Here is a 20,800-nt window from a genome sequence, read left to right as displayed (position 1 = left end):
GGGGTTTCGGCCACCGGTAGGGCGGCTGGAGAAACATTTTCGTCTTCGGCGTGAGAAGGGTTCATGTGTCTGTGTTCAGCTATCAGTTACCTGATAACAGTTGTCAGCGCTGCCGGAGTTTGGGTTTTCGACAAATTTCCCGGGTATGGCAACGCTGACAACTGTTATCTGGTAACTGATAGCCGTTTTGCTGGTTCGTAGTCTGTTTGATCAATCACGTGTTGGGCAGCGAGGCGGTCGCGCTCGTCTGGTGACTGGGCTAATTTTTTTACGTCGGCAAGCAATGTTTCGTTCATGAAACGCGGAATCAATTGCCACACGTCGGCCGGTACAGTTCGGCCAGCGGCCCATCGTTCGTGTGCAAAGTTCGATAAATCGTTGGCCAGCGTCTGGTTAGCACGCTGGTCGAGACCCGTGATTTGAGTGATCGGCTTGTCGTTGAAAATGCATTTCAAGACGAGCTGATTCCAGGCGGCTTCAGGGAAATAGTCGGCTGGGTACGTGTTGCCAAACGCAATGGCGTCGAACACCGGACCCATATTCGACCGTACGGCTTCGGTTGCCTGAAAAAGCCAGCGCCCCGGGTAGGTTAGATGCGGAAGCGCCGAATACAGCGCCACAAATTCATATAGTTCAGCCGTATCGAATAACGTCTGGATGGCCTTCACATACGCATCTTCCGGCTCCGTTGGTAGTGAGGTAATCAGGAGTACCCGCGCCAACTGGTCCATTGTCCAGTCGGGTATGCCAGGTACGTTCCGACGGGCAATGAATCGGGGAGCAGCTACAAATGCCGCCAGTTTCGCGGGCGTTGCTGCCGCCAGTTTGGTGTCCAGCCATTGTCGTTCGGCATCGGTGGCTGTGTCGTTGAAAATTGATAGAAGAGTCATGGTAGCCACAAAAGTCGGATAATGCAGGGCAACGGAAAAGTAACGGAATTGGATACACTACTGATTTTAGTCACCAACAATGTTGAAGCCGATCAAATTCATCACACACAACAGGAAGCGCACCGATCGCTAAGGAATTTACTCCCGCAGCCGATGCGCTTCCTGTTGTGTGGCGCTGGTCTTACAATAAACGGTTACTACTTGCTTCCGAATACCCGTCTCAAAATATCGGAAACGCGGGCGACGGGATCTTCGCGAATTCGTTTCTCTTCCTGCGCCACCAGAATAAACAGGCCATCAACCGCCTTGTTTGTGGCGTATTCGGTCAGGTTGGCGTTGACCGGCTTCACCAGCGGCAGGCGGTTGTAGGTCGAGGCCAGCGTTGTATAGTAGCGTGTTGCGTTGTTTTTCTTCAGCGTACTGTCGATGATCGGGGTGAATTCCGTCACCAGTTGCAGACCCGTTGTGCGGCGGAGGTATTGCGTGGCGGCATCCTGGCCACCCCGCAGAATACCAACGGCGTCCTGAATACTCATCTGGGTAATAGCCTTAAAGAAAACCGGCTTGGCTTTCTTGGCGGCATCTTCGGCCGACCGGTTCAGGGCCAACACAAACTGATCGACCTGATTGCCAAAACCAAGCTGGCGAAGCCGCGATTCAACGCGTTGCGCTTCAGGCGGGAACAGAATCCTGATGAGCGTGTTTTTATTGTAGCCATCCAGGGCCGAGGCCTGTGTAGCTCCTTTGTCAATCCCTACGCGAAGGGCTTCTTTGAGACCGGTAGCGATATCGGCCGACGTGAGTGATCCACCCGACGCCGCAGGCTGAATGACCTTTTCTATGAAGCCGCCCAGTTTGCCAAACGGGCTGGCTGGCTTTGGTTGCGCTGGCTTTGCGGTAGTGTCCTGAGCCTGAACGGCCCCGGTGAGCAAGAGCGAAAGGCCCACGGCCCACACACGAATTGGTTTCATCTCAATAGGTTGTTTTACGTACTTTTGACAACGGTAAATGAACAATGTAAAGCGTAGAAAGTAAAAATTTATCACCGACCGTTTCTGCCTCTATTTAACCAACCGGTCGTTTACAATTCATTACCATAGCGGCAAACCGCCAAGTTTAGATTCATACATTCTCTATGCCAACTACCATCCGGGCCGAAGTGATTACTATTGGTGACGAAATTTTATTCGGCCAGATCATCGATACCAATACACAGTGGATCAGTACTGAACTAACCAACATCGGTATACGTACCGTTCGGAAAACATCCGTTGGCGATGAAGCCAGCGTTATTCTGGCTGCCTTATCTGAAGCGGCCGCCCGTGCCGATGTGGTGATCATCACCGGTGGGCTGGGCCCCACTAAAGACGATATCACCAAAAAAACGCTTTGCGAGTTCTTTGGCGTTGGCATGGTGCGTAACCAGGCCGCGCTGGAGCTGGTTACGGGCTTTTTCGAGAAGCGAGGCCGCGAAATGACGGATCTGAACCGCATGCAGGCCGACTTGCCCGAAAACGCTGAATATATTCAGAACGACTGGGGAACTGCCCCTGGTATGTGGTTCGATCAGGAGGGGATAGTCTTCATTTCCCTGCCCGGTGTTCCGTTCGAAATGAAAAGCCTGATGACCTACCGCATGCTGCCCAAGCTGAAAGAGCGCTTCGAGATGCCGGTTATCCGTCACAAAATGATTCGTACGATTGGTATTGGTGAGTCGTTTCTGGCAGAACGGATCGAGGCCTGGGAAGATGCGCTGCCACCGCATATCCGGCTGGCTTATTTGCCCAGCTTCGGCCAGGTAAAGCTTCGATTAACGGCAACCGGTACTGATAGTGACCAGCTTGGTCGTGAACTCGACGAGCAGGTTGCAAACGTGATGCCGCTGATTGGCAACCACGTCTATGGGTTCGATGCCGACGAAATTGAACAGGTTGTCATCAGGCTGCTGAAAGAAAAAGACCTGATGCTGGGCGTGGCCGAAAGCTGCACCGGCGGCCAGGTAGCTGCTACACTTACAAAAGTGCCCGGCGTGTCGGCCGTTTTTGCCGGTGGGGTGGTGAGTTACAGCAACGAGGTGAAAATCATTGCGTTGGGCGTAAACCCTGAAACGCTCGGTCAGTTTGGAGCGGTTAGTGAACCCACCGCCAGCGAAATGGCCGAAGGGGTCCGCATTATGCTTGGCACTGACGTGGGCATAGCCACAACAGGCATTGCCGGTCCGGATGGCGGTACGCCCGATAAACCCGTCGGCACCATCTGGATCGCCGTGGCTACCGATAAAGGTACGGTCACCAAACACCTGAAACTGGGCCAATACCGCGAGCAGAATATCACGCTCACCACAACGTACCTACTAAATCTTTTACGTGAACAACTAATTGAGTCGTAAGTCGAGAGTCGAGAGTTGATAGTCGCGCTGCTTAAGTAGCAGTCTCCCGCTATAGCAGCGCGACTATCAACTCTCGACTCTCGACTTACGACTCTCGTAAAACATGGCACTTATCGACATGGTCATGCCCAAAATGGGCGAGAGTATAATGGAATGTACTGTCATCACCTGGCTTAAAGAGGTGGGCGACCGGATTGAAGTAGACGATTCATTGCTGGAAGTGGCAACCGATAAGGTTGATACGGAAGTGCCTGCCTCAGCGACAGGTACGTTGAAAGAACGGCTGGTGAATGAAGGGGAAGTAGTGCCCATTGGTCAGATCATCGCCCGCATTGAAACCGGGCAGGAATCCGCCCCGACCGATCACCCAACCGCTGATCCGGCACCGTTGGCTTCGCTGGAGGAGGTGGGCGTTGATGCTGCTGCAGTGAATGATGTGGAGGAAGCCGACGCCATTCAGTCGGCCGCCTCGCTGGAAGCCAGCATCGGTTCCATGAGCACCAAACCCAGTCTGGTACCCGCAACCGCCGGCCCGGCTTTCGAGGGGCGATACTATTCGCCGCTGGTGCTGAATATTGCCCGTGAAGAAGGCATTTCCCGTTCCGAACTCGATACTATTCCGGGAAGCGGATCTGATAACCGGGTGACGAAAAAAGACATGCTGGCCTATGTGCTCGACCGCGCTGAAACACAGCGGGCAGCGGGCTCAGGGCAAGGTGCCAAACCAGCTTCCGGCCCATCATCCCTACCCCAGGCGCCAAGCCCCGGGCCAGCCCCGATTGCCTCAAGCCTGAACGGATCATCTGACATTATCCAGATGGATCGGATGCGGAAAATGATTGCGCAGCGGATGATCGAGTCGAAGCAGATATCGCCGCACGTTTCATCATTTGTTGAAGCAGATATGACGGCAATCGTGCAGTGGCGAACGGCCAACAAAGACGCCTTCAAAAAACAAACCGGCGAAAATCTGACCTACACTCCGATTCTGATCGACGCGATTGTAAAAGCCATTCGCGACTTTCCGATGATCAACGTGTCGGTGGAAGGCGACACGATTCTGGTGAAACGCAGCATCAATATTGGTATGGCAGTAGCTCTGCCAACGGGTAACCTGATCGTTCCGGTTATTCACGACGCCGCGCAGTATAATTTGGTTGGCCTGACCAAAAAAGTGAACGATCTGACCCGTCGGGCTCGTGAAAATAAGCTCACGGCCGATGATCTGGCGGGGGGCACTTATACGATCTCAAACATAGGTACGTTCGGTAACCTCATGGGTACGCCCATTATCGTGCAGCCGCAGGTGGCCATTATGGCGTTTGGCGCCATTGTGAAGAAACCAGCGGTCATTGAAACGCCACAGGGCGATCTGCTGGGTATTCGCCAACTTATGTTCCTGAGCCATTCATACGATCACCGCGTGGTAGACGGAGCCCTCGGGGGGCAGTTTGTTCGTCGCGTAGCCGATTACTTCGAAGGCTGGAACGAGCCCAATCTCTAAAAAAAGACGGGTACGCGTATCCTGGGGATTAAACGGATTTCCGCAGATTTCAGAGCTAAGCGGATTGAGAGCTACTGTGTGACCAGTTTGTGCCAACCCGATTTTAATCCAAAAATCTGCGTACCATCAATTTACTTATGAAAAAACGCATTTGCATAGACCAGGACGATGTGCTGGCAAACACCCACGCCAAAATGATTCAGCTATATCTCGCTTCGGGCGCTCCCCGTTACGAACTGGCCGAGCTACAGGAGAAAGCGTTCCAGGAAATCCTGGACGAGAACGAACGCAAATCAATTCACGATCAGATTTTTGCGCCCGGCTTCTTCGCTGATATTGAGGTAATGCCCGGTGCACAGGAAGCCATTATTGCTCTTCAGGATAAATACGACGTTTTTGTTGCCACGGCAGCCATGGAATTCCCTAACTCATTCCGGGAGAAATACGACTGGCTCGCCAGCTATTTTCCAACGATCCACTGGAAAAACATTATCTTCCTGGGCGACAAAAGTATTCTCGGAGCTGACTACCTAATCGACGATATGCCGTATAATCTTCATACGTTCAACGGGAAAGGCCTGCTGTTCGATGCGCTACACAACCGCGACGAAACCGCTTTTGAGCGCGTTATGAACTGGACCGACGTAACAAATCTATTGCTCGATTAAGCCTTTTTTAACGAACGGTCCAACAAGCAGCTTAGACAACTCGTTGCCATTACACACAGACAACCAATCGTAACGCCCCACACGATATGCCACAAATAAGTTGTTCATTTTGCGGTCGCCGTAAAAATGAAGTTCAATTACTGCTGTCGGGCATCGACGCCCACATCTGTAATCATTGCATCGAACAGGGGTTTGAAGTGGTAGTGGAAGAAACTCGGCCAAAAAAGAATCAGAGTGCCGAACCACCGAAACTCAACCTGGTGAAACCGCAGGAAATGAAGCGGTTTCTGGATAAGTACATTATTGGACAGGATGAAGCCAAAAAAGTGCTGTCAGTCGCCGTATACAATCACTACAAGCGGTTGATGCAGCCACAAAGCGACGACGAGATCACGATCGAAAAATCGAATATTCTGATGGTAGGCGAAACCGGAACCGGTAAGACGTACCTGGCACGGACCATCGCCAAAATGCTCGATGTACCTTTTTGCATTGCTGATGCCACCGTCATTACCGAAGCCGGGTACGTTGGTGAAGACGTGGAAACGGTACTGACGCGCTTGCTACAGGCCGCCGACTACAAGATCGATCAGGCTGAGATGGGGATTGTGTACATTGATGAGATCGATAAGATTGCCCGTAAGTCAGATAACCCGTCGATCACCCGCGATGTGAGTGGTGAAGGTGTGCAGCAGGGATTATTGAAGTTGCTGGAGGGGTCATCGGTAAACGTACCACCACATGGTGGCCGCAAACACCCCGATCAGCGGTTAATCTCGATTAACACAGAAAATATTTTATTTATCTGCGGTGGTGCATTTGATGGAATTGAGCGCCATATCGCCAAACGCGTTACCGCACGCCCCATCGGATTTAGTGACGAACGCCGACTCCACGCCAGCACGGATCGCAGCCATTTGATGCGGTACGTTTCGGCCCAGGATCTAAAATCGTTTGGCCTGATTCCGGAGTTGTTAGGTCGTCTTCCGGTGCTGACTCACCTCGAAGCACTCGATCGTAATGCGCTTTTTCGTATTCTGACTGAACCAAAAAATGCCATCACCAAACAGTATGATAAGCTGTTCGCCATGGATGATGTGGTGATTCGGTGGGATGAGTCGGCTCTTAATTACATTGTTGATCAGGCACTTGTCTTTAATCTGGGCGCTCGTGGGCTTCGCTCAATCTGCGAATCGATTATCACCGACGCCATGTTCGAACTTCCTTCACAGCCGGGACAAAAAGAGCTGACCATTACGCACGAGTATGCATTTGAAAAGTTCAGCCGCACGGCTGCCCATGAACTCCGGAATGCAGCCTGATACGAGCCTGAATACGTTGTACCTTTTTACGGGGTAAGTTGCGTTACTACGTGACCATCTTGTTTGAGTAGCAACGCAACTTAGCCCGTAAAAGGTACAACGTATTCAGACTTAAGAATCCCATTTTGTCAGTTGTTCATAACATTCAGGTGGGGTTTGTGTTAGATGGCAGATAGCATATCTCTCACTTAACACACGATCGTTATGAACACGTCGACCAAACACACAATTTTAGCCCTTGCCGTAACGGCTTTCCTTGGCTCATGCAGCCGCCCAGTTGCTACGTTCCAGCCCTCAAAAGCAGAGCGTTTTTATTCATCAGCACAGTCAGCTCCCGCACCAGCAGCGGTTCAGGAAGTAGCCGTTGCTGAACCAGTGGCCGCCGCCCCCGCAACGCCGGTAGTTGAAGCAACGCCAGCCACGGCATCTGCCAGCAACAACATGGAGCAGGCGCTAACAAAAGCAGAAGCGTATGCCTCAACGAAAGCTCGCCCTGCCGATGCCCGCAAACTGGAACGCCGGATCACCAAAATCCGGGAAGTGCTGGCCACCTCACCACAGCAGGCTGTAGCCACCACCAACACGGAAACGGCGAAAAAGACCTCGCTTGTTCAGCGCATGATGCTGAAAAGCATGGACAAGAAAATTCAGAAGCACCTGGCACCAGAGCAACCAATGCGTAGCAGTACACTTACTGCTGGTTTGGTGATTGGTCTGATTGGCCTGCTGTTGCTGTTGCTGACAACCGGCACTGCGGCCACAATTGGTCTGATTGCGTTGGTTGTTGGTATCGTACTGGTTATTTTGGGCCTCCTTTAATCGACCGTTCACTGTAAACTGCATTGTCAAGTTCCATTACACGTATGAAACAGTTCATTCACTCTGTATCTCTTGCACTGGCAGGGGCCGCTCTGCTTACTGCCTGTAGCCGCCCAGTTGCCACATTCCAGAAGTCGCAGCCTGAGCGTTTTTATTCGCAGCAGAAAGCGACTGAGCCTGTAGTTGTAAATGATGAAGTGGCAGCACCTGTCGCCGAATCACCTGTGGTTGCTTCATCAGAAGCTTCCGCTACGCTACCTGTAGTGGCGCAGACAAAGCAGGCGTCTGATGCGCTGGCAAGTTTGAAAGCGACAAACACAACGGATCGCCGGATGACGAAACGGATTGAACGGGCCGAAAAAATGTTGGCCGAAGTAAATCAGAAGGCGTCTACGCAAACGACTACGTCAACGAAGAAGGCAAGCTTTATGGAACGGACGATGCTGAAAAGCATTGATGCGAAGATCAAAAAGCACATGGCTCCCAAAGAAACAAAAGCCATGACTGGCTATGTGCGGCTGGGTGCGATCATTGGCTTGGTAGGTCTTCTCTTACTGCTTATTGGTAATGGTGTGGGGGCCACGATCGGTCTGATCGCGCTGATTGCCGGGCTTGTACTGATTCTGCTGGGTGTAATTAACCAGGGTAGTTTATAGTGTGGTTCATGGGTGCGTAGGGTAATCGGTCCCCGTAAAGAAAACGGTTGTCCCTTAGTCTGCCTACGCGTCTTTTGCCAACTAGCACAGTAGTTAGTAGTTAATCGGGTGGCTTGTTGATTGGTTTTACCAACACAAGCCACCCGATTTCTGTTACAGACAACATCACCTCAATCCCGTTAACCATGATCAAACGCCCAACACTCGTCTTTCTGCATGGCCATCCTGTAAGCCCTGTTATCTGGGATTTTCTGGCCTCGGCACTGTCAGATGACTACGCGATTGTCAAACCAGATTTTTCGCGACTCACTAACCACACCAGTATCGATGCGTATGCCGACGAACTACACGGTCAATTGGTTTCTTCAGAAATGGGGGCCTGTATAATGATTGGCCATTCGATGGGTGGGTATGTTGCCCTCGCCGCTGCTGAGAAATACCCCGACCGCGTGAAAGGCATTGTGCTGTTCAATTCAACGGCCTTGGCTGACCCTGATACCGACCAGCAGCGGCAGAAACGGGACGACGCCAAAACGATGTTGGAGACAGAAGGTGGACATGCTTTTGTTGAGAAATCAATTCCGGCCATGTTTTCGGAGGAACATCGCCACTCACTTGCCAACGAAATACGACAACTGGTTGACGCCCACAAAAGCCTTCCCGAAGACGCCATGCTGGCCGGATTGCAGGCCATACGTACCCGTCCTGATCGGACAGCCGTGTTGCAAAACGCTGGTATTCCTGTGCTGATCATTGTTGGGCGAGAAGATAAAGCCATTCCCATCGAGCGTTCAAACGAGTTGAAACAGAAGCTACCAAACGCCGAATTCGTCGTGCTGGAAGAATCTGGCCATCTGGGGATGATCGAAGAGCCGGAAAAGTCGTTGCTGGCGATAAAACCGTTTATCGAGAAGATTCATGCTGAGTAGGCGTTAACTGGTCTACTATCTTTTCATAAAGTGGCCTCCTAAATGGGGGCTTTTTTTGCACCTGGACCCTCACAAATCCGTATTTTTGCCGACTTATAACCAAAGCACGTACGTATGTCACAGCTATTTAACGTCTATCCACTCTACGATATCGAACCCGTTCGGGCTCAAGGCAGCTACCTCTGGGATGCCAATGGCACGCGGTACCTCGATCTCTACGGCGGTCATGCCGTCATTTCAGTTGGGCATACACATCCCAGGTACGTTCAGGCGCTGACCGATCAGCTACACAAGATTTCGTTCTATTCTAATTCGGTGCACATTCCGCAACAGCAGGAACTCGCTGATAAACTGGGCGAACTGTCGGGACATGCAGAGTATTCGCTGTTTCTCTGTAATTCGGGGGCCGAGGCCAACGAGAATGCGCTCAAACTGGCGTCATTTCATACGGGTCGGAAAGGCGTTGTAGCGTTCACGAAATCGTTTCACGGCCGAACTGCCGGTGCCGTAGCAGCCACCGATAATCCGGCCATTGTGGCACCGGTGAATTCAACCGAACACGTTACTTTTTTGCCGTTCAACGGCGTTGATGGCCTTGACACCGGCATCACCACGAGTACCTGCGCCGTCATTGTAGAAGGCATTCAGGGCGTTGGTGGTATTCAGGTGGCTACCGACGAGTTTCTGGTTGCTTTGCGTAAGCGGTGCGACGAAACGGGAGCTGTGTTGATCCTCGACGGGGTACAGTGTGGCTATGGCCGTACCGGTAAATTCTTCTCGCATCAGTATAGCGGTATTCGTGCCGACATTATCTCCATGGCCAAAGGTATGGGTAACGGTTTCCCGATTGGGGGTATCCTGATCGCGCCGGAGTTCAAAGCCAGCTACGGGTTGCTGGGCACCACCTTTGGCGGCAATCACCTGGCTTGCACCGCCGCTATCGCCGTGCTCGACATCATGCGCGACGAAGAACTGCTCGATAACGCCGACCGCATCGGAACGTACCTGATGGACGGTATTCGCCAGATTGGTGGCTACAAAGACCTTCGTGGCCGTGGTCTGATGATCGGTATCGAATATGATTTTCCGGTCGAAAACCTGCGCCACAACCTTCTGTTCGGCCACAAACAGTTCACCGGCGTAGCTGGCAAACACACCATTCGCCTGTTGCCATCCCTGGCCCTCCGCACTGATGAAGCTGATCAGTTCCTGGAAGCACTGAGTGAAGAGGTCAGTACTGTGAACATAGAGAAAAATTAATTAAACACAGAGACGGTCCGCTAATCGATGAACTTTTAACGGCCGAATGCCTGCTTCTGATTCACATTGCAAAAACGTTAACATACCTTCGTTTATCAAATTGTAGACTTGGGTTATTGATCAATTTTAACGTACCCATGCTCGTTCAAGGAGTTAAGAGAGTTGTTTACAGACAGTAACTCTGTACCTCTGTGTTCCCCCTTTTTTCAATGCACCAATTCATCTCACTCGCCGACGTCACGGATCTTGACGCACTCATTCAGTCGGGCCGCGATGCCAAGGCCAACCCCTTCGCCGACGAACACCTCGGCCATCATAAAACGATTGGTCTGCTGTTCTTCAACTCCAGCCTTCGAACCCGGTTAAGCACCGAAAAAGCCGCCCGAAACCTGGGAATGAACGTAATGACCCTCAACGTAGGGGCCGATAGCTGGGGCCTGGAAATGGAAGACGGTGTGTTTATGAACGCCGACAAGGCCGAACACGTACGCGAAGCCGCCGCCGTTATGGGCCGCTATTGCGACATCCTGGCCGTTCGGGCCTTTGCAGGCCTGAAAGACCGCGAGGCCGATTACAAAGAACAGGTCATGACCCAGTTTGCTAGGTATGCCGGGGTGCCTATTGTGAATCTGGAATCGGCAACTCGCCATCCGTTGCAATCGCTGGCCGACTGTATTACCATCGAAGAAGCAAAGACAACACCAAAACCGAAAGTGGTGTTGACCTGGTTGCCGCACATCAAACCGCTGCCGCAGGCAGTGGCCAACTCGTTCTGTGAGTGGATGAACCCCCGCGCCGCCGCCGGCCATATCGACTTCGTGGTCACACATCCCAAAGGATATGAATTGGCCCCTGAATTTGTTGGCGATGCGCGCGTCATCTATAATCAGGAAGAAGCCTTTGCCGGAGCCGATTTCATCTACGGCAAAAACTGGTCGTCGTATTCACAGTATGGCCAGATGCTCACCGATGACCCATCCTGGGCCGTAACGATGGATAAGATGCAGCTGACCAACAACGGGAAGTTCATGCACTGCCTGCCCGTTCGCCGCAATCTGAAAGTATCTGACGCTGTGCTTGATAGTCCTCAGTCGCTGGTAATCGAACAGGCCGCCAACCGCGAATGGTCAGCTCAAGCCGTGTTGAAATCGTTATTGTTAGAGTTAAAATAGCCCTTTTTTTCTCAGTCTTGCGTCCGCTGTTCCCTCGCTGCTGTTCACGATTCTGAAACCAGCAGCGAGGGAACAGCGGACGCAAGACTGAGAACAGGAAATTTAAATCCATGAATCAAATTACCGTACTTAAAATCGGTGGGAACGTTATTGACAACCCTGCTGCACTGACCCGTTTTCTGACTGCTTTTTCTGCCCTGCGGGGCGATAAAGTGCTGGTGCACGGGGGCGGTAAAATTGCCACGCAGGTAGCCGAGAAACTGAACGTACCCACCACTATGGTTGAGGGGCGACGCATCACTGATCAGCCTATGCTGGAGGTAGTGACGATGGTTTATGGTGGTCTGGTGAACAAACAGATTGTGGCTCAGCTGCAGACTCTTGGCATCAATGCAATTGGCCTTACCGGCGCTGATGCGGGTATTGTAAAGGCTAGCAGGCGGCCGGTTGCAGCGGTTGATTATGGCTTTGTCGGCGACATTCAGGAGGTAGATTCCGGCCGTCTTCAGTCGTTAACCAGTCAGGGATTGGTTCCTGTTTTCGCCCCACTCACCTTCGATCCCTCGCTGGGTACGTTGCTGAACACCAACGCCGATACGCTGGCGCAGGCACTGGCCGTAGACATGATCCGCCACAATGACGTGACGCTTGTCTATTGCTTTGAAAAGAAAGGCGTTCTCTCGAACCCCGACGATGATAACAGCGTCATCAAGCAGCTTACACCTGATGTATATGCCGAACACAAAGATGCCGGCAGCATCAACAAAGGCATGATCCCTAAACTGGACAACGCCTTTGCCGCGCTCGAGGCGGGCGTTAAACGCGTCATCATCTGCCATGCTGATGAACTGGGGGCGGCACTGGACGGTGCTGAGGGAACGACAGTTACATTGGGGTAGTCAGGTCAGTGTTTATCAGAGCATTGACCTCGCTTATAGTTAGAACCCCCTGCCCACAGCGGCCCTGACAAACTGAACATCACAAATCGATTCATACGGTCTCATAGAGCGATTTTCGACTCTACATCTACCGCCGGTGAGCTACTCCACCCAATTCTCCGCCTCTGCCGATTTGGAATACATCAGGCTGCAACTAGTGCCTGCTACCCAGCTTTAGTGTATCGCTTGAGCCTGATGGCCCTTCCTCCTGAAGTCACGTCAGTATAGCAGTGTCCGAAACGTTCATGCTGAGCGAGCCGACTCAAAAAGCCTGTCTGGCGGGTTTCGCCCGATGTTGTCCTGATGTGTTATTTCTATATATCGAGAAAAGTCGATATATTTGCAGCATGGAACAGGTTGATATCTTCAAGGCTTTGGCCAATAAGACGCGGCTGCAAATGCTTGAGTGGCTGAAAGAGCCGGAACTGAATTTCCCGGGGCAGAAAGAAGCCGGCTACGAGCAGGGGGTGTGCGTTGGGCAGCTTCAGGCCAAAGCCAACCTCACTCAGTCGACTGTTTCCGAATACCTCTCAATTCTGCAACGAGCCGGGTTAGTTACGGCAACCCGCAAGGGGCAATGGACTTACTACCAACGCGACGAAGCGGCGTTTGAGCGGTTAAGTAAATTAATTAGCACCACGCTTTAACACCAATCACAAATGAGTACCGAGAGCTTATTCAAGCCTTTTCAGCTAAAAACACTGAACTTACGGAACCGCCTTGTCATGGCACCCATGACGCGTTCTTTTTCGCCCGGAGGCGTACCCACACCGGAAGTCGCTGCCTATTATCAAAAGCGGGCCGAAGGGGAAGTAGGCCTGATTTTATCGGAAGGCACTGTCATTGATCGTCCTTCATCTTCCAATGATGCCAACATACCCCATTTTTATGGTCAGGAAGCTTTAGCAGGTTGGCAACAGGTGATCGATCAGGTCCATGCCGGTGGGGGACAGATGGGACCTCAGATATGGCACATGGGCATTATGGATAACCACCACTCAGGTTGGGTGCCGCCGGTGCCTTTTGAGGGCCCCTCCGGTCTGAACCGCCCCGGTTTCAGTAACGGGTCAACTATGACTCAGGAAGATATCGAAAACACCATTCTGGCGTTTGGTCAGGCGGCGGCATCTGCTAAAAAAGCAGGCTTCGACTGTGTGGAGATCCACGGGGCTCACGGCTACCTGATCGATCAGTTTTTTTGGGAGAGTACTAACCTGCGTACGGACGTGTATGGAGGGAAAACCCTGGCCGAACGAACACGTTTTGCAACGGATGTTATCAGGGAAGTTCGTCGGCAGGTTGGTGACGATTTTGCCGTCATCATCCGCCTGTCGCAGTTTAAACCGTCTGCTTATACCAATAAGCTGGCGACAACGCCGCAGGAAATGGACAGCTGGCTTCAGCCGCTGGTGGAGGCTGGCGTTGACATTCTCCATTGCTCGCAGCGCCGTTTCTGGGAACCCGAATTTGAGGGGTCTGACCTGAACTTTGCCGGTTGGGCCAAAAAGCTAACGGGTAAACCAACGATTACCGTGGGTTCGGTGGGACTGACCGGTGATTTCTTCGGCGCGTTTGCGGGCGAGAGTTCGCAGCCAAGTTCGCTGGATGAGCTAAGCCGACGTATGGACCGGGGTGATTTCGACCTTGTTGCCGTTGGCCGCCCATTGCTGGCTGATCCTAACTGGGTAACAAAAATTAAAACTGGACGGACTAGTGAGCTGAAAGGCTTCACCAAAGAGGCACTTGGCGAATTGGTTATGGACTAACGAAACCCAGTTTCTGTTTCACAAAGAAAGCTCCTCAATGGAGCTTTCTTTGTGAAACAGAAACTGGGTTTTGCTGGGCCTGAGGGATATACCAGCGGTAGAGGATGCAACAGGCAGTAGACAAATGTCCCGCCAGAGATACGGCATTGGCAGACAAGCGAGCTAAAACCAATCGTGTATCCCTGACGTGAACTGCATGCTGCCTACTCCCGTCGTTTTCCGCCAACCTGCCTGACCACGACAGCCATTATGGAGAAGCTCTTCGGGTTATATCTGATATTGAGCTGTAGCCGCCTGTATACGCCACGTAGAACGACAGGCCATAAACAGCTTAAAGGGCCAATTCTTTTGCACTGACGATCGTAAGTACTTCAGGGTCTTTCAAGCGGGCGGCAAGGCCCAGCGTTTTGGGCACTTCGTAGTGGAAGAAGAATTTCATGGTGTGAACTTTCCCTTCGTAGAATGCCAACTCATCGCCCTGTGGATTCTGCGTTAGCATCGCCTGTTTCGCCACGATTCCCTGTTTTAACCACTGCCAGGCAACCACCACAATTCCCATTTGTTCCAGGAAGAGCGTCGCATCGCTGAGGTAACGCTCATAATCACCCGCGCCTGCGTGGGGCATCAAGGCTTGAAATACCTCCTGAATCTGCCCCAACTCAGTTTTTAGCATACCGGCGTATGGCTTCAGCTCGTCGTGGGCGGCGGCTTCTGCAATGGTTTTGCCAATTTCCTGCATTAGCAACTGGGCCGCCTTACCGCCTTTCATGGTCATTTTCCGACCCAGCAAATCCTGCGCCTGAATGCCCGTAGTACCTTCGTAGATGGGCGTGATACGGATGTCGCGGTAGAGCTGTTCCACCGGAAAATCTTCTGTAAAGCCGTAGCCACCAAACGTTTGTACGCTTTGGCTCACCGACTGTACACCCATTTCTGACGGATATGTTTTCGCCATCGGCATCAGAATTTCAACCAGCAGGTGCGCGTTCTCTTTCTCTTCCCCATCGGCTGCGTGGGCAATGTCGAACAGGCGGGCGGCTTCGAGCAGGAGCGAGACTGACCCTTCCGTTACCGCCTTCTGGAACAACAGCATCCGCCGAACGTCGGGGTGGTTGATGATGGGCGTTTGGGGGGCATCGAGAGCATTTTTCTCGTTCAGGCGGCGGCTTTGAGGCCGTTCGCGGGCGTATTGCAGGGCGGCGTGGTAGGCCGCCGTAGCAATGCCCGCCGCCGTCATGCCCACGCCGATTCGCGCTTCGTTCATCATCTGGAACATGTAGGGCAGTCCCTGATGCGGTTCGCCCAGCAGATAGCCCACGCAATCGTCGCGTTCGCCCATCGTCAGGTGCATGGCAGGCACACCCCGCTGCCCCATTTTGTGGTACACGCCCGTCGAAGTGACGTCGTTGTTAACGGTCCAGGTATCAGCCGACCCATCGGTCTGGCTGCGGTATTTGGGCACAACGAACAGAGAAATGCCCTTGGTGCCTTTGGGGGCGCCGTCTATCCGGGCCAACATCAGGTGAATGATGTTGCTGGCGGCGTCGTGGTCACCAGCCGAAATGAATACTTTTTGGCCTTTGATCTTGTAGGTGCCGTCTGGCTGGGGTGTAGCCGAGGTCATCACGTCGGAGAGCGACGAGCCGGCTTGTGGTTCTGTCAGGGCCATGGTTCCCTGCCATTCGCCCGAGAGCATGTTAGGTACGTAGGCGTCTATAAGTTCGCCTGAACCGAAGGAGGTAATCAGGTTAGCTGCTCCGGAGGTGAGCCCAACGTACATCATGCCGTTGTTGGCAGCCATCGTGATCAGGCCAATACACGAGTTGATCAGTTCGGGAAGCTGCTGGCCACCCTTCTCGAACGAAAAGCCCGCGCCGATCAGCCCCGCTTCACCCATTGCCCGGATGTACTCCTTCACTTTCGGGTGTACTGTCACCTGACCGTTTTTCAGCTCAGGCTGGTTGCGGTCTACCTCGCGTACGTAGGGGTGCATGAGCGTGTCGGCAATGTGCGTGGCCGAATCGATCGCCATATCGAATGTACCCCGGTCGTGGGCTGAGAAATAGGGGTACTTGGTTAAGTCTTCGGCGTGAAAGACCTCATGGAGTAAAAACTGGAGATTGCGTTTACTGAAGTAAGCAGACATAAGAAGGAGTTTTCAGTTTGCTGTTTTTCGTCTTCAGTTACCCCGCTTTCCTGGCAGCTACTCAGGGCAGCGCAATGGAAAACGGCAAACTGAAAGCTGGTTTAGTATGCATGCATACTGTTGTGTAAATGTAAGAAAAACTAGGATTCATTAACGGGTAGTGGGCAAAAACCATATTGGTACGGATGTTGTTTACGTTTAGATGCTAAATCACTAACCAATTCAATACACCTCATGAAACACGCAGCTTCACTGTTGACGATCCTGTTTTTTGCCTTTACGGTAACTACTGGCTTTGCCCAAAACACCAAAAGCCCGCATTTAACTGTTGAAAGTCCCGACAAAAACGTTAAAGTTGTGTACGGTCAGCCGTCGAAACGTGGCCGGGTAATTTTCGGGGCAGAAGGAGCCACCTCACTCGAAAAGTATGGTAAACCCTGGCGTACCGGGGCCGATGCTGCTACCGAAATCACGTTCAAGAACGACGGAATGTTCGGTGGTAAGATGGTGAAGGCGGGTACGTATACGCTGGTGACTATTCCAAATGAAAAAGAATGGTCGGTCATTCTGAATTCGGTGTTGGGGCAGTGGGGCGCATATGACTACGACAAACACGTTGCCAAAAACGTGCTTGAAGTGAAGGTGCCTGTGGTGATGAACAAAACGCCGGTTGAAAAACTGACGATCACTCCAACCAATAAAAACCTGTCCATTGCCTGGGATAACATGTCGATTAACGTACCCATTATGAATCACGGGATGTAGGCTACCAGGTACGTACCTGGTAGATGCTACTTGTTACCTTTTATTGTTTCATAAAAAATGCCGATCAGTTTTGATCGGCATTTTTTATGAAACAATCGGACTGTACAATCTGGGGACTGTTTCAGAAAACGATTATTTTTTTATACGGTAGTTCCTGTATTCGCCTATTCGCCAGCTAGTTAATTTTTCGATGAATGTCAGAATATGTACCCGTAGGGAATAGCGGCGTTGACTTGTATCGAACGTAAATGAATTGTCTGTAGAGGTTATTCGAGGTAACATGACGGCAGGATGCGTTCCCGAAAATTCAGTCAGCGAGTCGATGTGTTTTTCGTAGCTAAACTGTTTGGCTTCATTAGCAACACGTTTCATGGCTTCTTCGCTATGCCAGAACCGGTAAAAGTATCCGAATTTAGCCCGTTGCAGTTCAATGGGTTTTACCCAACCATAGTGGTAGATATAGGCGTCGATCAGCTTGACTTGCAACTTTGTGTTATCCTTTTTTCTGAAACCCTGCGCGTCACGGTAAGATGTTACGATGCCGGTATTGCGGATTACCCGTATTTCGCGTCGGTACCATCGGCGCGAATCCCCAACGTACCTGAAAGAGCCGTAAAAGTGCAGGTATTTAAAGAGTAACCCCTCTACAGAAAGGTCACTCAGATTATCCTGCATGGCCTGCCGAACCGTGTTAAGATACTGCTCATGAAGAACTTCGTCGCCCTGAATATAAAAGGCCCAGTCTGCATCGGCCGAAATGGCAGCAAGGGCCTTGTTTGTCTCTTCGGCTAATACCCTTCCGCCTTCACGCAGGTCGTCGTTCCATACTGTGTGAATAACACGCATTTTGGGCGAACAAATTGCTTCAATAAGGCCAAGTGTATTGTCAGTAGAATTACCAACTGCCACCACAAACTCGTCGCACAGTGGTAAAACAGACTGGATAGCTTCCAAGATGGGATAGCCGAACGTCTCAGCATTTCGGATGAACGTAAACCCGGCAACTTTCATGATAGGTGGGCAAGATGGCATACAAAAACGTATGCAAGTTAGCCACAAATCAGAATGGGTAGCCTACGGCGATATTGAGAATCAGGTTTTCGCGACGCCAGTCACGGCTACCAAAATCGATTTGATTCAACACCCAGCGTTGTCCTTCGGGTAAATACGGTTTTTGAAATGGCGTAGCCAGGTCGGCCCGAATCAGGAAGTATGACAGATCGAGTCGAAGGCCAATTCCCCCGCCAATGGCCAGTTGTTTAATGAAATCTTTAGAAAACTGAGACCCTGGCCCGTAGTATGTCTGATCAGTATATGACCAGACATTGCCGGCGTCGATAAAGGTGGCTAGCTGAAAAATAGAGCCAAGTTTAGCCCGCAACTCGGTGTTGACCTCCAGTTTGACGTCGCCGCCACCATCCTGGAAAAGTACCTTGCCGCTCTCACTCGAAAATGTGCCCGGCCCAACAGCCCGGGGCCTGAACGCCCGTACGCTGTTGGCACCGCCAACGAAGTATTGCCGCACGAAGGGTAACTCAACTGAGTTGCCATACGGAATACCAACACCGCCAAAGAAACGATTGGCCCACACTAACGACTTGTTTAGCTGGAAATAATGCCGCGTGTCGAGGTCAATTCTGAAAAACTGAGAAAAGGGTAAACCAAAAATCCGCTTGTAATCGAGATCATCATATTTAACCAGCAGACCGGCCAGATTGCCGGCTGGTTCAATATTCAGGGTGTAGCGATTCGAGTATTTCCTGTTTGAGTTGGGAAGGGAGGTAACATTCAGTGTGTAGATCGAACTCAATATCAAAACATCCTGATCAAGACGCAGGTATGGGCCGGAGATGGCCACATTCGTATCGCTCACGGCTTCATAAAACTTAGGCCCTTCATTGAATGGATGCACAAAGTTGACGTTGAGCGGGTTGAACGAATGCTCTACCCGGTTGCTGGTACGGAAGGCGTAGCCAAACGATGCTCTGAACGAACTCAGGTTGTAGAGCGAATCCCGTTGCAACAATTCATAGCCAAGGCTAAGGTTGGTCTTGGGTAAGATCTGACGTCGATCGTAGCGAATGGTAAACGGTGAAACAAGCCGGGGAAAGCTGAGGGTGGCATCGACCCCATAACGGTAGTTGGTGACACCGCGACCGGCGGCGCCAATCTGCAAGTCGATACCAGCAGTTCCGTTGACAGTCAGTTGTTCGGCCCGCCCCAGGAAGTTACGGCCGATAAAGCTGAGCGTCAGCAACGTACCTGCGAGGTTATTGGAGCGTGAGTTGCCCGATACTTCCAGCCGAACTGATTTGCGTGGAAGGGGTGTCAGGTAGTAATTGACGTCGAACAGCGCCGAGTCGCGACCATATCGCCCAACGGGTTCGAACCGGTTACGGACATACTTGAACGTACCCAGGTTCACCAGCCGCGACAAGGATAGGTCCTGTGCCCGGCTGTTATACCGCCGACCGGGTCGAAGGCTGATCACGTCGTTGAACAACTGCGGCTTAAATACCCGTGCCGAATCGACAATGTAAAAACGCCGCAGAGAGAGGCTCGTATCAGCCGGGTTAGCTACCGGTGGCTGGTACGCTTCGGTCAGATTCGTATCCCGCCGTGCTGTTCTTAGCGTATAATTGGGAAAGATATTAACGTTCCGAATAAAGTAAGGAACCTTGGCGGCAGCCGGGATGTCGGGCTTGATGGCCACATAGAAACGTACCTTATGGTTACCAACTGCGGTATCGGTAAGCATGGCTACATATTCGGGCAGGAAATAATAAAAGCCGCGTTGTTTTACGGCGTCGGCAATTCGCTGTTTTTCCGTGTTGATTACGTCGAGCACAAAGGGATCACCCGCTTTCAGGAGCGTACGGGGCGAGGCATTGAACATCGCTCGGGCAACCTGGGTAGAATCACCAATGAAGGAAACCGAGTCGATGAGGTAGCGTTGCGGCACCTGCGCCGTATACCGTGCCTTTGTTTTGTAACTGTTCACATCGACAAACTCACCGCCCACCCGCGACCGGAAATAGCCCTGGTTTTCGAGCACATTCGCCATTAGTTCGCTGTTGGCCGTCAGCCCCCGGGCACTGGCCAGAACGGGCGCTTCGCCAAATCGGCGGCGAAGACCGGCCCGAAAGCCTTTCTCCTTTTTAGGCTCGCCAATAAAGTAATACATGGCTACCTTGTAGGGAAAGCCAAACAACTGTTTGTTGGGCCGTGGGCGTGCCAACTCGGTCAACTGGTCGGTTAAACGGCTCTTTTCGTCCTTCGTGATCGTAGAGTCTGTATTCAGAACAAAGTCAGTGCCAACGTAGAGCTTCTCCCCGGCGGGAAGGTGTTTAGCCACGTTGCAACCGTACAGAAGTATGCTGGTCAGAAAAGCGACAAGTAGGTATGGTTGAGTTCTTTTCATTGGTTAAAAATAATCAGGTACGTTGTCGTAGCGGGCGTACCAGTCGGCTACCGTGGAGACGCAAGACGTAGCCGCTCCGGAATGCCGGGCCACGACAGGCCGGTCTCTACACGCGATAGGAATACAGACACGCCGGCATTTGAAACAGTTCATCC

Annotated in this window: 20 protein-coding genes; 14 read left to right on the top strand and 6 right to left on the bottom strand. The window is 51.9% G+C overall.

All coding sequences use genetic code 11. The features are described 5' to 3' along the window. Positions 1–164 precede the first annotated feature (164 nt). Positions 165–890: an EboA domain-containing protein gene (locus J2I46_RS22030; RefSeq protein ID WP_207331231.1), complete on the bottom strand. Its 726-nt coding sequence runs from the start codon at positions 888–890 to the stop codon at positions 165–167. A gap of 197 nt (positions 891–1,087) precedes the next feature. Continuing rightward, a complete protein-coding gene (locus J2I46_RS22025; RefSeq protein ID WP_207331230.1) occupies positions 1,088–1,861 on the bottom strand; it encodes a DUF4197 domain-containing protein in 774 nt (257 codons plus the stop codon). 164 nt (positions 1,862–2,025) lie between these two features. On the opposite strand from J2I46_RS22025, the gene J2I46_RS22020 reads away from it, so the two are divergent. The 13 genes from J2I46_RS22020 to J2I46_RS21960 all read left to right on the top strand — a co-directional run bounded on the left by J2I46_RS22020 (position 2,026) and on the right by J2I46_RS21960 (position 14,313). Further along, positions 2,026–3,279, top strand: coding sequence for a competence/damage-inducible protein A (locus J2I46_RS22020; RefSeq protein WP_207331229.1), 1,254 nt, complete (start codon positions 2,026–2,028; stop codon positions 3,277–3,279). Between the two features lie 103 nt (positions 3,280–3,382). After that, positions 3,383–4,783, top strand: coding sequence for a dihydrolipoamide acetyltransferase family protein (locus J2I46_RS22015; RefSeq protein ID WP_207331228.1), 1,401 nt, complete (start codon positions 3,383–3,385; stop codon positions 4,781–4,783). Positions 4,784–4,920: 137 nt separating this feature from the next. Then, on the top strand, positions 4,921–5,451 hold the full coding sequence (locus J2I46_RS22010; RefSeq protein ID WP_207331227.1) for a 5' nucleotidase, NT5C type: 531 nt from the start codon (positions 4,921–4,923) through the stop codon (positions 5,449–5,451). A gap of 86 nt (positions 5,452–5,537) precedes the next feature. Beyond that, a complete protein-coding gene (clpX, locus tag J2I46_RS22005) occupies positions 5,538–6,773 on the top strand; it encodes an ATP-dependent Clp protease ATP-binding subunit ClpX (protein WP_207331226.1) in 1,236 nt (411 codons plus the stop codon). Between the two features lie 204 nt (positions 6,774–6,977). Continuing rightward, positions 6,978–7,592 (top strand): hypothetical protein, encoded by a 615-nt coding sequence (locus J2I46_RS32920; protein WP_229379883.1) that lies wholly within the window; start codon positions 6,978–6,980, stop codon positions 7,590–7,592. Positions 7,593–7,636: 44 nt separating this feature from the next. Continuing rightward, complete coding sequence (locus J2I46_RS21995; RefSeq protein WP_207331225.1) at positions 7,637–8,248, top strand: hypothetical protein; 612 nt, start codon at positions 7,637–7,639, stop codon at positions 8,246–8,248. 185 nt (positions 8,249–8,433) lie between these two features. Further along, positions 8,434–9,177 (top strand): alpha/beta fold hydrolase, encoded by a 744-nt coding sequence (locus J2I46_RS21990; RefSeq protein WP_207331224.1) that lies wholly within the window; start codon positions 8,434–8,436, stop codon positions 9,175–9,177. 114 nt (positions 9,178–9,291) lie between these two features. Further along, positions 9,292–10,437, top strand: a complete 1,146-nt coding sequence (locus J2I46_RS21985; protein ID WP_207331223.1) for an aspartate aminotransferase family protein — start codon at positions 9,292–9,294, stop codon at positions 10,435–10,437. Then, positions 10,437–10,616, top strand: coding sequence for a GxxExxY protein (locus J2I46_RS21980; protein ID WP_207331419.1), 180 nt, complete (start codon positions 10,437–10,439; stop codon positions 10,614–10,616). Before J2I46_RS21985 ends, J2I46_RS21980 begins: the two co-directional genes overlap by 1 nt. Before the next feature lie 30 nt (positions 10,617–10,646). After that, positions 10,647–11,609: an N-acetylornithine carbamoyltransferase gene (locus J2I46_RS21975; protein WP_207331222.1), complete on the top strand. Its 963-nt coding sequence runs from the start codon at positions 10,647–10,649 to the stop codon at positions 11,607–11,609. Between the two features lie 110 nt (positions 11,610–11,719). Then, positions 11,720–12,508 carry an acetylglutamate kinase gene (argB, locus tag J2I46_RS21970; protein ID WP_207331221.1) on the top strand — a complete coding sequence of 263 codons (789 nt, stop codon included), beginning with the start codon at positions 11,720–11,722 and terminating at the stop codon, positions 12,506–12,508. A 386-nt stretch (positions 12,509–12,894) separates the two neighbouring features. Continuing rightward, on the top strand, positions 12,895–13,194 hold the full coding sequence (locus tag J2I46_RS21965) for an ArsR/SmtB family transcription factor (RefSeq protein ID WP_207331220.1): 300 nt from the start codon (positions 12,895–12,897) through the stop codon (positions 13,192–13,194). A 12-nt stretch (positions 13,195–13,206) separates the two neighbouring features. Then, a complete protein-coding gene (locus J2I46_RS21960; RefSeq protein WP_207331219.1) occupies positions 13,207–14,313 on the top strand; it encodes an NADH:flavin oxidoreductase in 1,107 nt (368 codons plus the stop codon). Between the two features lie 331 nt (positions 14,314–14,644). Here J2I46_RS21960 and J2I46_RS21955 read toward each other — a convergent pair whose 3' ends face one another. After that, positions 14,645–16,459, bottom strand: a complete 1,815-nt coding sequence (locus J2I46_RS21955; protein ID WP_207331218.1) for an acyl-CoA dehydrogenase — start codon at positions 16,457–16,459, stop codon at positions 14,645–14,647. Positions 16,460–16,693: 234 nt separating this feature from the next. Here J2I46_RS21955 and J2I46_RS21950 point away from each other — a divergent pair, with 234 nt between their 5' ends. Then, complete coding sequence (locus J2I46_RS21950; protein WP_207331217.1) at positions 16,694–17,224, top strand: DUF2911 domain-containing protein; 531 nt, start codon at positions 16,694–16,696, stop codon at positions 17,222–17,224. A 132-nt stretch (positions 17,225–17,356) separates the two neighbouring features. Here J2I46_RS21950 and J2I46_RS21945 read toward each other — a convergent pair whose 3' ends face one another. From J2I46_RS21945 to J2I46_RS21935, 3 genes are read right to left on the bottom strand one after another with little or no spacing between them, the layout of a single operon-like run. Further along, on the bottom strand, positions 17,357–18,235 hold the full coding sequence (locus J2I46_RS21945; protein WP_207331216.1) for a glycosyltransferase family protein: 879 nt from the start codon (positions 18,233–18,235) through the stop codon (positions 17,357–17,359). 49 nt (positions 18,236–18,284) lie between these two features. Beyond that, positions 18,285–20,645: a translocation and assembly module lipoprotein TamL gene (gene tamL, locus J2I46_RS21940; protein WP_207331215.1), complete on the bottom strand. Its 2,361-nt coding sequence runs from the start codon at positions 20,643–20,645 to the stop codon at positions 18,285–18,287. A gap of 3 nt (positions 20,646–20,648) precedes the next feature. Then, positions 20,649–20,798, bottom strand: coding sequence for a hypothetical protein (locus tag J2I46_RS21935; RefSeq protein ID WP_207331214.1), 150 nt, complete (start codon positions 20,796–20,798; stop codon positions 20,649–20,651). Positions 20,799–20,800 lie beyond the last annotated feature (2 nt).

Source organism: Fibrella forsythiae, assembly GCF_017353175.1.
Taxonomy (GTDB): domain Bacteria; phylum Bacteroidota; class Bacteroidia; order Cytophagales; family Spirosomataceae; genus Fibrella; species Fibrella forsythiae.
The sequence above is the reverse complement of the archived record's forward strand: the minus strand, read 5'-3'. Positions and strand labels throughout refer to the sequence as shown.

Coding starts and splice junctions, on each gene's coding strand:
- J2I46_RS21955 (WP_207331218.1), bottom strand. CDS start 16,459: ATGTCTGCTTACTTCAGTAAACGCAATCTCCAGTTTTTACTCCATGAG.
- tamL (WP_207331215.1), bottom strand. CDS start 20,645: ATGAAAAGAACTCAACCATACCTACTTGTCGCTTTTCTGACCAGCATA.
- J2I46_RS21935 (WP_207331214.1), bottom strand. CDS start 20,798: ATGAACTGTTTCAAATGCCGGCGTGTCTGTATTCCTATCGCGTGTAGA.
- J2I46_RS21990 (WP_207331224.1), top strand. CDS start 8,434: ATGATCAAACGCCCAACACTCGTCTTTCTGCATGGCCATCCTGTAAGC.
- J2I46_RS22010 (WP_207331227.1), top strand. CDS start 4,921: ATGAAAAAACGCATTTGCATAGACCAGGACGATGTGCTGGCAAACACC.
- clpX (WP_207331226.1), top strand. CDS start 5,538: ATGCCACAAATAAGTTGTTCATTTTGCGGTCGCCGTAAAAATGAAGTT.
- J2I46_RS21965 (WP_207331220.1), top strand. CDS start 12,895: ATGGAACAGGTTGATATCTTCAAGGCTTTGGCCAATAAGACGCGGCTG.
- J2I46_RS22025 (WP_207331230.1), bottom strand. CDS start 1,861: ATGAAACCAATTCGTGTGTGGGCCGTGGGCCTTTCGCTCTTGCTCACC.
- J2I46_RS22015 (WP_207331228.1), top strand. CDS start 3,383: ATGGCACTTATCGACATGGTCATGCCCAAAATGGGCGAGAGTATAATG.
- J2I46_RS21960 (WP_207331219.1), top strand. CDS start 13,207: ATGAGTACCGAGAGCTTATTCAAGCCTTTTCAGCTAAAAACACTGAAC.
- J2I46_RS21950 (WP_207331217.1), top strand. CDS start 16,694: ATGAAACACGCAGCTTCACTGTTGACGATCCTGTTTTTTGCCTTTACG.
- J2I46_RS21995 (WP_207331225.1), top strand. CDS start 7,637: ATGAAACAGTTCATTCACTCTGTATCTCTTGCACTGGCAGGGGCCGCT.
- J2I46_RS21985 (WP_207331223.1), top strand. CDS start 9,292: ATGTCACAGCTATTTAACGTCTATCCACTCTACGATATCGAACCCGTT.
- J2I46_RS22020 (WP_207331229.1), top strand. CDS start 2,026: ATGCCAACTACCATCCGGGCCGAAGTGATTACTATTGGTGACGAAATT.
- J2I46_RS22030 (WP_207331231.1), bottom strand. CDS start 890: ATGACTCTTCTATCAATTTTCAACGACACAGCCACCGATGCCGAACGA.
- J2I46_RS21945 (WP_207331216.1), bottom strand. CDS start 18,235: ATGAAAGTTGCCGGGTTTACGTTCATCCGAAATGCTGAGACGTTCGGC.
- J2I46_RS32920 (WP_229379883.1), top strand. CDS start 6,978: ATGAACACGTCGACCAAACACACAATTTTAGCCCTTGCCGTAACGGCT.
- argB (WP_207331221.1), top strand. CDS start 11,720: ATGAATCAAATTACCGTACTTAAAATCGGTGGGAACGTTATTGACAAC.
- J2I46_RS21975 (WP_207331222.1), top strand. CDS start 10,647: ATGCACCAATTCATCTCACTCGCCGACGTCACGGATCTTGACGCACTC.